The sequence below is a fragment of the Frankia sp. CoWAU3 genome (genome assembly GCF_977971855.1).
This window is the reverse complement of the sequence record NZ_CDWWXB010000008.1, coordinates 19,299-29,069: the sequence shown is the minus strand read 5'-3', so window position 1 is coordinate 29,069 and position 9,771 is coordinate 19,299. Positions and strand designations below refer to the sequence as shown.

6 protein-coding genes are annotated in these 9,771 nt (G+C 68.8%); 2 read left to right on the top strand and 4 right to left on the bottom strand.

What is annotated here, in order from left to right:
* The 4 genes from AC08ON_RS02005 to AC08ON_RS01990 all read right to left on the bottom strand — a co-directional run.
* Positions 1–1,243, bottom strand: a 1,243-nt coding sequence (locus AC08ON_RS02005; protein WP_476616351.1) for a GlgB N-terminal domain-containing protein, incomplete at its 3' end; no start/stop codon positions are given.
* A gap of 123 nt (positions 1,244–1,366) precedes the next feature.
* Entirely contained in the window at positions 1,367–2,737 is a 1,371-nt protein-coding gene (locus tag AC08ON_RS02000) for a maltokinase N-terminal cap-like domain-containing protein (protein WP_476606577.1), read from the bottom strand.
* A 186-nt stretch (positions 2,738–2,923) separates the two neighbouring features.
* Complete coding sequence (gene treS / locus AC08ON_RS01995; protein ID WP_011438055.1) at positions 2,924–4,648, bottom strand: maltose alpha-D-glucosyltransferase; 1,725 nt, start codon at positions 4,646–4,648, stop codon at positions 2,924–2,926.
* Complete coding sequence (locus tag AC08ON_RS01990; RefSeq protein ID WP_476606578.1) at positions 4,648–6,666, bottom strand: alpha-1,4-glucan--maltose-1-phosphate maltosyltransferase; 2,019 nt, start codon at positions 6,664–6,666, stop codon at positions 4,648–4,650. The genes treS and AC08ON_RS01990 overlap by 1 nt, the downstream gene beginning before the upstream one ends.
* Positions 6,667–7,356: 690 nt before the next feature.
* Between AC08ON_RS01990 and AC08ON_RS01985 the strand changes: the two genes are divergently transcribed.
* Positions 7,357–7,932, top strand: coding sequence for a TerD family protein (locus AC08ON_RS01985; protein WP_011438053.1), 576 nt, complete (start codon positions 7,357–7,359; stop codon positions 7,930–7,932).
* A 374-nt stretch (positions 7,933–8,306) separates the two neighbouring features.
* On the top strand, positions 8,307–9,488 hold the full coding sequence (locus tag AC08ON_RS01980) for a DUF475 domain-containing protein (protein ID WP_476606579.1): 1,182 nt from the start codon (positions 8,307–8,309) through the stop codon (positions 9,486–9,488).
* Positions 9,489–9,771 lie beyond the last annotated feature (283 nt).

Genomic DNA, 9,771 nt, shown 5'->3' with positions numbered 1-9,771 from the left:
TGCCGGCGCGGTGCAGCGTGTCCACAAGGTGGCGGAACTCGTCGGGGCTGCCGAAGCGGGCCGTCGGGGCGTAGTAGGCCGACACCTGGTAGCCCCAGGAGCCGCCGAAGGGATGCTCGGCCACGGGCAGCATCTCCACGTGGGTGAAGCCGCTCTCGACGACGTACGCGGTCAGTTCCTCGGCGAGTTCCCGATAGGACAACCCGCGCCGCCAGGAGCCCAGGTGGACCTCGTAGACGCTCACCGGCTCGGTGCGCCAGGCCGTCCGGGCCCGCCGGTCGAGCCACGCGCCGTCGTTCCAGGTGAAGTCGGAGGCGAACACCACGCTCGCGGTGGCCGGCGGCACCTCGGTGTGGAACGCCAGCGGATCCGCCTTCTGCCGCCAGATCCCGTCGAAGCCGAGGATCTCGTACTTGTACCGGGCGCCGGTGCCGGCGCCGGGGACGAACAGCTCCCAGATCCCGGAGCGGCCGAGCGAGCGCATCGGGAAGGCACGCCCGTCCCAGAAGTCGAAATCGCCGACGAGCCGCACCCCCCGCGCGGAGGGGGCCCACACGGCGAAGCTGACCCCGGTGACTGTGGCGCCGCCCGGCGTCGTCAGCGCGCGCGGATGCGCCCCGAGCACCTTCCAGAGCTGTTCGTGCCGGCCCTCGATGATCAGATGGAGGTCCATCTCACCGAGGGTGGGCAGGTGCCGGTAGGGGTCGTCGATGAGGTACGGGCCGTCCGGGTAGGTCACCTCGATGCGGTAGTCGGGCAGCATTCCCGGCACGGCCACTCCGAACACCCCGCCGCTGTGCAGCCGGGTGGCCGGGTACCGGGCCGGCCCGATGAGGACGGTCACGGCCCTCGCATCGGGGCGCAGCACCCGGACGACCGTGGCGTCGCTCCCGGGATGCGGGTGCGCCCCGAGCAGCGCGTGCGGGTCGTGATGCGCCCCGCTGACCAACCGCTCCAGGTCGTCGTGGGGCAGGTCGACCGAGACCGCGGGCGCAACCGCGGGCGGGCCTGCGGGCGGGTCTGCGGGCAGGGCCGATGGTGGGGCCGATGGCACGGCGGGATCGTCGGCGTTCTGTCCAGGCTGGGCGCTGGCGGACGACGCGTCGCGGTCCGCCAGCGCCACCCGGCCACCGCCGTTGCGGACGGCGGTGGCCGCCCCTCGGGGGTTCGGTCGGTCGGGGGCGAGCCCGGTGGCCAGGCGTCCCGTCCGCGCCGTGCCGTTGTTGACGTCGCCGTTGTTCACTGGGACACCCCTGCCTCTCTGCGCGGTGATTTTTCGGGTCTTCTGTCGGGTCTTCTGGCTGATCCGCGTCCGGGTGCCGGCACCGCTGCCGGGCGGCCGCCACGGCCCGGGCCGGGCCATGGCTTACCCCGCCGACGGGCTGGACCGGGTCAGTCGTTCCACCGAGGACAGCGGGATCCCGATCCACCCCGGTCGGTGGCGGGCCTCGTACAGGATCTCGTACACGGCCTTGTCGAGCTCGAACGCACGCAGCACCACGGCATCCGCACGAGGATCGCGGCCGGCCGCGGCACCGTAGCCCCGGCAGAACGCCTCCCGGTTGCGATCTGCCCACTCCTGGGCGCGGTAGGCCAACGACGGCTCGTCACCGCGTTCGATCAGCATCGACCGGGCCGCGTAGTCGAACGAGCGCAGCATCCCGGCGACGTCGCGCAGCGGCGATTCCAGCCCCACGCGGTCGGCGACCGGGCGGACTGGCTCCCCCTCGAAGTCGAACAGCACCCAGCCCGAGTCGACCCGCAGGACCTGACCCAGGTGCAGATCGCCGTGCAGCCGTTGGAAGGGCCGGGGATGGACGGCCTGCGCCGACGCCCCCGTCACCTCGTCGTAGCTCTTGCGGATCGCCGCCTCGAAGGGACGCAGCTCGGCGACGGCCTCGACCGCCGCATCCAGCCGGCCATGCAGGTAGGTCACCAGGGAGCGCAGGGCATCGGCGGTCGCGGGCCTCGTCGGCAGCGTCCGGGCGAGGTCGGCGTGCACCTCGGCGGTGGCGGTACCCAGCCGCTCGGCCTCCGCGGCGAAGTCGCCGCCGACCTCGTCGGCGTGCAGGTCGGCCTCGGCGTACAGGTCGCGCACGCTGGCCAGCGCCAGTCGCCAGCCCTCGGTACCGCTGCGCAGGTACTCCTGGAGGAGTCCGAAGGTGGTCGGTGTCCCGTCGACACGGCCGGAGTACCAGGCGACGGGGCGGGCCACGTGCGTGCTGCCCGTCTCCGCCAGCGCCCGGGTCACCTCCAGATCGGGGTTGACGCCCGGCCAGAGCCGCCGGAACACCTTGAGGATGTAGGCGTCGCCGTAGACGATCGAGGTGTTGGACTGCTCGGCGCCGACGGCGTGGGCAGGCAGGATGTCCAGTGGTTCCAGCGCCTCGGCGACGAGGCCGTCGCGGTGTGTCGACCGGCGGAGGAAACTCAGCAGGGCCGAGCTGCCATCGGGGTCGTGCAGGCCGTCGTAGACCAAGCCGCCGGCACTCTCGCCGATCAGGAAGCCCTCGTGGCCGAAGGGCGCGTCCGAGCGGATGACCACCGGAACCTGGTAATGGTCCGACGGACCGTGGTCGTAGTCGACGTCAACGACGAGCAGCCGTAGCGGTTCGAAGACCATGACGTCGTGGCGGATCCGCAGGCCGCCCCCGGATCTGCCCTTCCCGGCGAACCAGCGCTGCCGGGGGAGCCACTCGTGCAACAGGCCGGTCAGTTCCGCGTGGTGGTCACCCATCATCGACCTCCCGGTGCCCGTCCTCAACGATCATTATGCCAGCTAACCTAACGTCCACTGCCTCCATAGCAGCCTTTTGCCCGACCCGGGCCGGGCCGCACGCCGTTCAGGCGGTTCCAGTGCTCCTTGGCTGTTCCTTGCCCGACCGCCCCGACGGCCTCCGTTGCCCCGGTCCGCCCAACGCGGCTAGGGGGTGAATTCCCCCGGTCTGGTCACCGCGAACCAGTAATGTCCGTGACCTGGCAGTGTCAGCAGGTAGGGAAGCTCGCCGATCGGCGGGAAGTGCACCCGGCCGAGCAGCTCCACCGGAACCATTCCCTCGAAACGACGCAGATCGAGCTCCACCGGCTGGGCGAAGCGGGACAGATTCGCGACGCACAGGACCCGGTCGTCGCCGAACTCGCGGACGAAAGCGAAGATCGAGGGATTGGACGCGCCAAGCTCGGTGTAGTCGCCGAGCCCGAAGACCGGATGACGCTTGCGTACCTCGATCATCCGCTTGGTCCAGGCCAGGAACGAGGTCGGCATGCGCTGTCCGGCCTCGACGTTCAGGGCCTGATAACCGTAGACCGGATCCATGATCAGGGGAAGGTACAGTCGGGCCGGGTCCGCGGTGGAGAAACCGGCGTTACGATCCGGTGACCACTGCATCGGAGTCCGGACGCTGTCCCGGTCGCCCAGGTAGATGTTGTCACCCATCCCGATCTCGTCGCCGTAGTACAGCACTGGCGAGCCGGGCAGCGAGAGCAGGAGCGCGGTGAACAGCTCCATCTGGTCACGGCTGTTGTCCAGCAGCGGCGCCAGCCGGCGACGAATGCCGATGTTGGCTTTCATACGCGGATCTTTCGCGTATTCGGCCCACATGTAGTCCCGTTCCTCGTCGGTCACCATTTCGAGCGTCAGCTCGTCGTGGTTGCGCAGGAAGATGCCCCACTGGCAGTTCGGCGGGATCTGGGGCGTCTGAGCAAGAATTTCCGAGATTGGGTAGCGGGACTCCCGCCGGACCGCCATGAAGATGCGCGGCATCAACGGGAAGTGGAACGCCATGTGGCACTCGTCGTCGTTGCCGAAGTACTCGACGACGTCGGAGGGCCACTGGTTTGCCTCGGCGAGCAGCACCCGGTCGGCGTACTTGGCGTCGACCTCCTTGCGGACCCGCTTGAGGTACTCGTGGGTCTCCGGCAGGTTCTCGCCGTTGGTGTTCTCCCGGACATAGAGGTAGGGGACCGCGTCGAGCCGGAAGCCGTCGATGCCAAGATCGAGCCAGAAGCGCAGAACCTCCAGCATCGCCTCCTGGACCTCGGGGTTGTCATAGTTCAGGTCGGGCTGGTGGGAGAAGAAACGGTGCCAGTAGTACTGACCGCGGACCGGATCCCACGACCAGTTCGACTTCTCGGTGTCCACGAAGATGATCCGGGCGTCCGGGTACAGCTCGTCGCTGTCGGACCAGACGTAGAAGTCCCCGAACGGCCCGTCGGGGTCGGAGCGGGACGCCTGGAACCAGGGATGGGCGTCCGAGGTGTGGTTCATCACCAGATCCGCGATGATCCGGATGCCCCGGCGGTGGGCCTCGTCAACCAGGCTGACGAAGTCGCCGAGGTCACCGAATTCCGGCAGGATCTGAAAGTAGTCACTGATGTCGTAGCCGCCGTCACGCAACGGCGAGGAGTAGATCGGTAGCAGCCATAGACAGTCGACACCGAGCCACTCCAGGTAGTCGAGCCTGGAGATCAGGCCGCGAATGTCCCCCGTGCCGTCGCCGTTGGAGTCCGCGAAGCCGCGGATGAGTACCTCGTAGAACACGGCTCGCTTGAACCAGTGTGGGTCGCGTAAAGTCCCCCCGACCGGCATGGCGGGGGCCGGGCCGGGGGTGTGGTCGCCGATCGGTTCGCTGAGAGGCTCAGAATCCATCACGACCGGGCCCGCACAGCGAAGACGTGCGCGGGCTCGACCGCCGGGTCCAGCCGCACGTAGTTCTGCTTGCCCCACGCGTAGGTGGCACCAGTGATCTCATCGGTGACCTCGAAGGAGTCTGCCCAGCCGAGGCCGAGGGCCGGCATGTCGAGCCGCACGGTGGTCTCCCGGGGAGCGTGCGGGTCGAGGTTGACGACGACGAGCACGGTGTCGGCGGCGGCCGTGTCCCCGGGATCCGTGCCGTCCGCCCGCAGGGAGTCCACCCGCTTGGAGAAGACCATGATCTCGTCCCCGTCGGCATGGTGGAAGCGCAGGTTGCGCAACCACTGCAGGGCGGGGTGGGCACGGCGGATCTGGTTGAGTCTGGTCAGGTACGGCGCGAGCGACTGGCCCGCACGCTCCGCCGCGGCCCAGTCGCGTGGCCGGTACTGGTACTTCTCGGAGTCCAGGTACTCCTCGCTGCCCGGTCGGGCCGGGGTGTTCTCGCACAACTCGTACCCGGAGTAGACGCCCCAGGTCGGCGACAGCGTCGCCGCGAGCACCGCCCGGATCCGGAACGCCGCCGGGCCGCCGTGCTGCAGGTACTCCGGCAGGATGTCCGGGGTGTTGACGAAGAAGTTCGGCCGCATGTAGTGCGCGGCCGACACCAGTTCGCGGGCGTACTTCTCGAGCTCCCACTTCGTATTGCGCCAGGTGAAATAGGTATATGACTGGGTGAAACCGACCTTGGCGAGCGTGTGCATCATCGCCGGCCGGGTGAATGCCTCCGCGAGGAAGAGCACATCTGGTTCGGTCGACTTCACCTGGGCGATGAGCCATTCCCAGAACTCGACGGGCTTTGTATGCGGATTATCGACACGGAAGATTCGTACTCCGTGTGCAGTCCAGTACCGGACGACGCGCAGGATCTCCTGATAGAGCCGGGTCGGGTCGGCGTCGAAGTTCAGCGGATAGATGTCCTGGTACTTCTTCGGCGGATTCTCCGCGTAGGCGATGGAGCCGTCACTACGCACGACGAACCACTCCGGGTGATGCTTCGCCCATGGATGGTCCGGCGCGCACTGCAGGGCGAGGTCCAGCGCGATCTCCATGCCCAGCGAGCGTGCCCGGGCGACGAACAGGTCGAAGTCGTCGATCGTGCCGAGGTCGGGATGCACGGCGTCGTGGCCGCCGTGTTCGCTGCCGATGGCCCACGGCGAGCCGGGGTCCGTCGGACCGGGGGTGAGGGTGTTGTTGGGACCCTTGCGGTTGACCTCGCCGATCGGATGGATCGGCGGCAGGTACACCACGTCGAAGCCCATCGCCGCGACCGCAGGCAGGCGTTCGGCCGCGGTGAGGAAGGTCCCGGAGCGGGGCGGGTCGAGGCTCGCGCCCTCCGAGCGCGGGAACATCTCGTACCAGCTGCCGTGGAGGGCGCGCCGACGATCCACCCACACCCGGTACAGCGGTGAGCGGGTCACCAGTTCGCGCAGCGGACAGGCGTCCAGCAGGCTCACCAGCCGGGGATCGAGGGCCGCGGCGATCCGGTCGCGGGGGTCGGTGCAGTCGTCGTCGCGCAGCGCGGCCACGGCGAGAGCGATCTCCGCCCGGCGCGGTTCGGAGGCTGCGGGCAGGGCCCGCAGCAGCAGGCGCGCACCGTCCTCGAAGTCCACCGCGAGTTCGTCCGTGCTCTGGCCCGCGCCGACCTTGAGGGCAATACCGTGCCGCCAGGTGGCGACCGGATCGGCCCACGCCTCGACCCGATATCCCCACAGGCCTTCGGTCGCAGCGGTGATCTCCGCCTCATAACGGTCGGTTCCGGGGCCGGCGGAGCGCATCCGGATGAACGGAGTTCCCTGCCCGTCGGGACCTGACAGCACGACGTTCGCGCCGATGAGGTCATGACCCTCGCGGAACACCGTTGCACCGACGGTGAGAATTTCGCCCGCGACCGCCCGCGCCGGCCACTGGCCACACGAGACAGTCGGCGTCACATCGGAGACGACAACCCGGCCTACTGAACGTCCGATCATCATGACGACCTTATCCAGACGAACCACACCTCAATGGTCCGCCCTGTACGTGGCGATTGGCGACACCTCTGTGTGAACTGCCCGCGACCATCGCATGGGCGATTGTTGTCGTTGGGATGGGTCGGTCCGTCCCGCCCGGATGGCCCGCGCTGAAGGCAATGTTCCCCAGTTGCGGCCCTGTCGAACGTCCGAACCTCCTCTGTTGCGGTGCTCCGGGTACGGGGTCGAGGTCGGAGCGTCACCGGGGTCCCGGCGGCGGACGCCCGGCGCATTCCGAAATCATTGTGGTGATGTTGTGTGACGGGGTCGGGGTAGCTCGGGTGGTGTTCCGCCGCGGTTGCCGGCACGTAAAGGGGTGGCCCGATCGTGGCGGGCGGGCGGCACCGGGACGATTCGGGCGCAGCCGGCGCGGCTACGGGGCGGTGTGGCACCGGCTGCGGGAACCTCGTGGCCCACTCGTTCGTCCCGCAGGGCACAGTACTCCGGCCACGTGGCCTTCGTGGGCGGAGAGTCACTGTGGCGTTCACGCCGCGCAGTAGGCTGCCGGCGCCCGGACACCGGGGGACACCCGGGGCGCACCTCGCCTCGGGTCGCCGGCTTCCGCGGGGGGCCGCTCGAGCGGCCCCCGAAACATCTGAACGGCGGCAACATCTGAACGGCAGCCCTTTCGAACAACGCACAGCAGGAGGAGCAGTGGGAGTCAGCCTCAGCAAGGGCGGCAACGTGTCGCTGACCAAGGAGGCGCCCGGACTCACCAACATCCTGGTCGGGCTCGGCTGGGACGTTCGGAGCACAACCGGCGCGGACTTCGACCTGGACGCGAGCGCCATCGCGTGCCGGGCCGACGGCAAGGTCGTGTCGGACGGGCACTTCGTCTTCTTCAACAACCTCAAGAGCCCCGACGGTGCGATCGAGCACCAGGGCGACAACCTGACCGGCGAGGGTGAGGGCGACGACGAGGCCATCACGGTGAACCTCACGTCCCTGCCGGCGGAAATTGACAAGATTGTCTTTCCGGTCTCGATCTATGACGCGGACTCGCGGCAGCAGAACTTCGGCCAGGTCCGCAACGCCTTCATCCGGATTGTCAACGGCGCCGGCGGCAGCGAGATCGCCCGCTATGACCTCACCGAGGACGCCTCCACCGAGACGGCCATGGTGTTCGGCGAGGTCTACCGGCACGGCGCGGACTGGAAGTTCCGAGCCGTCGGACAGGGCTACGCCTCGGGTCTGGCCGGGATCGCGCGCGACTTCGGCGTCAACGTCTGAACCCCGGATACGCCTGAACCCCGGATGCGCGGTCGGGCTCGGTCAGGCGACCGGGTCCGACCGGGTCACTGGGTCCGACCGGGCCGGTGGGTCCGGCCGCGCCTGCCGGCGTGGTAATGACCGGATGCTATGGGTCCGGTCGCGGGTGGGTGACATGTACAGGTAGAGCGATACACATCGGGTGTAGCACTTTTGTCAGGTCGCGCCCACCAGACGAGCAGTTACGATGCCGACGACCGCCGCACCGGGCCAGCAGGCCGCGGGACGACGCGGTCTCCGGCGATGCTTGAGCGATGCGGGATCCGACGGACCGCGGATCCGCCCGCGCGGCGCGGCCGGGGTCTGGCGACCGGTCCGGGAGGGTGTTGGTAGGCGTGCACGCCTTGCGAATCTTCGGATGGTCCTTGGCGATCACCGTTATCGGGGTGGCCGCGGCGGGGGTGATCGGTGGCCCCAGGAACGCGGCGCTCGTCGCGATCCTCGCGGTGCTCGAGATCAGTTTGTCCTTCGACAACGCCGTCATCAACGCGACGATCCTCCGCCGGATGAGCCAGTTCTGGCAGAGGATCTTCCTGACGCTCGGCATCCTGATCGCGGTGTTTGGCATGCGTCTGATCTTCCCGATCGCCATCGTGGCGCTGACCGCGCATCTCGGTCCGCTCGAGGTCTTCGACCTGGCGCTGAACGACGGTGCCCGGTACGCGGAGAAACTGGGTGACGCGCATCCGGCCATCGCCGCGTTCGGCGGGATCTTCCTGTTCATGCTGTTCCTGGACTTCCTGTTCGACCCCGAACGGGAGATCCAGTGGATCAAGAAGCTGGAGGAGCCGCTGCGCAGGGCGGGCCAGCTCGATGTGGTTCCGATCGTGCTCGGGCTCATCGCCCTGCTGGTGGTTGGCCAGGCCTTCGCCGGCGACCACCAGCAGCAGGTGCTGCTCTCCGGGGTGGCGGGGCTCGCGACCTATCTGGGCGTGCGGGGACTCGGCGAGTTCTTCGAGGCCCGCGGTGTGGGCGCCGAGGACGATGACGACGATTACGCCGCCAAGCCGGCCGGCTCGGCAGGCTTGGCCCCGGTCCGGTCGAACGGTACCGCCGGCCCGCCGAAGTTGGTGCTCGCCACCGGCAAGGCCGCCGCGTTCCTCTTCCTCTACCTCGAGGTCATCGACGCGTCGTTCTCGTTCGACGGGGTCGTCGGCGCCTTCGCGATCTCCCAGAACATCTTCGTCATCGCGGCCGGTCTCGGGATCGGCGCGATGTACATCCGGTCCCTGACCGTCTACCTGGTCCGGCGGGGCACTCTCGGCGAGTACATCTACCTCGAGCACGGTGCCCACTATGCGATCGGGGCGCTGGCCATCATCCTGGCCATCTCGATCGAGACCGAGGTTCCGGAGATCGTCACCGGTCTCATCGGGGTGGCCTTCATCGGTCTGTCGCTGCTGTCCTCCATCCGCCACCGGTCCGCCGAGCGCGGTTTGGCGGGTGCCGGGTCCGTCCCGGGCGAGGACGAGGGCGGCCCGGGGCAGCCACGGAAGGCCGTCGGCGCCCCGATGTAGCGGCCGTGCGCCGGCCGGCGCACCGGGCCCGGGTGGCCGGTCTGGAGAGCGCCGCCGCGGATGTGACATCGTCGGGTACTGGCGTCCGATCCTGCCAGGCGATGATCACCTGATCATGGATGACACCCAGCTACCGCGAGGGAGCGGATCATGGGCATCGACTACAGCAAACGTCCCGCCACACCGGCGGCCGGTTCCGGCCCGGTCTCGCTGAGCAAGGTGACACTGACGAAATCCGCGCCGACCGTCTCGCTGAGCAAACAGGGTGGTGGCGGGCGGCTGC